At 38.0% G+C, this 1,141-nt stretch carries 1 protein-coding gene and 1 pseudogene; both read right to left on the reverse strand.

What is annotated here, in order from left to right; all coding sequences use genetic code 11:
• Nucleotides 1-30: 30 nt before the first annotated feature.
• Nucleotides 31-897: an IS3 family transposase gene (locus tag CH76_RS13300; RefSeq protein ID WP_081892717.1), complete on the reverse strand. Its 867-nt coding sequence runs from the start codon at nt 895-897 to the stop codon at nt 31-33.
• Nucleotides 894-1,141: pseudogene (locus tag CH76_RS13965) on the reverse strand (transposase); the annotation flags it as partial. The pseudogene CH76_RS13965 and the gene CH76_RS13300, both read right to left, overlap by 4 nt.

The following is a 1,141-nucleotide window of genomic DNA, read 5'->3' on the forward strand; positions in this document are numbered from 1 at the left end:
GGTAGTGACCCCTTAAAGTTAGAGTTTTTATTATGCAGCTAATTGGCTGGCATGTGTCCGATATTTTATCGGGCTCATGCCGGCCAGTTTTTGTTTAATTCGATCATTGTTGTAGTAATCGATATATTGCTCAATTCTCTTTTGTAACACTTCGTAGGAGACTAATTCTTCCCCGTAATACATTTCCTGTTTTAATAAGCCAAAGAAGTTCTCCATTGCGGCATTGTCTGCACACGTTGCTTTACGAGACATGCTTTGGAAAATCTTGTTCTGCTTTAAGATTTTGACCCATGATTTATGTTGATAATGCCAGCCTTGATCTGAGTGAATTGTTGTACGATATTCAGCTCGTTCTTGAATGATTGGTAGCGCTTGTTCCAGTGATTTCATGACGAATTCAAGCGTCGGCCTCTTGGACATACTGAAACCAATAATTTCTCCATTATATAAATCCATTAGGGGACTCAAATAAAGTTTCTCACCATTTGTACATTTAAATTCAGTTACGTCAGTCACTAGTTTTTGAAGGGCGTATGGCGTATAGAAACGTCGGTTTAATCGGTTTTTTGCGATTTTTCCAACAGCGTCTTTATAAGATTTATAACGTGATTTACGTCCAAATTTCTCGCATTTCAAATTCAAATCCCGCATAATTCTTTGCACTTTCTTGTGATTAATCGTATAACCTTTCGCCTTTAGCTGTGAGTGAATTCGACGATAGCCATAACGACTTTCATGTTCCTCAAACAGCTCTATTATCAACGTTTTCAAAGCTTGATCTGGATCTGCTTTCGCCATTTGTTTCATGTGATAATGATACGTTGCTTCTGGTAAATTGACACGCTTCAATACATCTTTTAATCGGAATCCTTCTTCTTTGAGTTCAAAGGCAATCACTGCTTGTGCTTTTCGAGGAAGGTATCCGGGTTCTCTCGAAAAGCTTTCAACTTTTTTAAATAGGCGACCTCCAATCGAAGCAGTTCATTTTCACGCTCCAATTGCTCCTCACGTGACATTTCTTTTTCTTTTTTTATTGATGTTGTTTTTGTTTTTTTAGACATAGATGGGCGCCCCTTTGCTTTTTCTTGCAGGCCCTCTATCCCTTCTTTAAGAAATTTACTGTTCCAATTGGCAATTACAC

Origin of the sequence: Lysinibacillus sp. BF-4 (assembly GCF_000743635.1) — a bacterium.
Classification (GTDB): domain Bacteria; phylum Bacillota; class Bacilli; order Bacillales_A; family Planococcaceae; genus Metalysinibacillus; species Metalysinibacillus saudimassiliensis.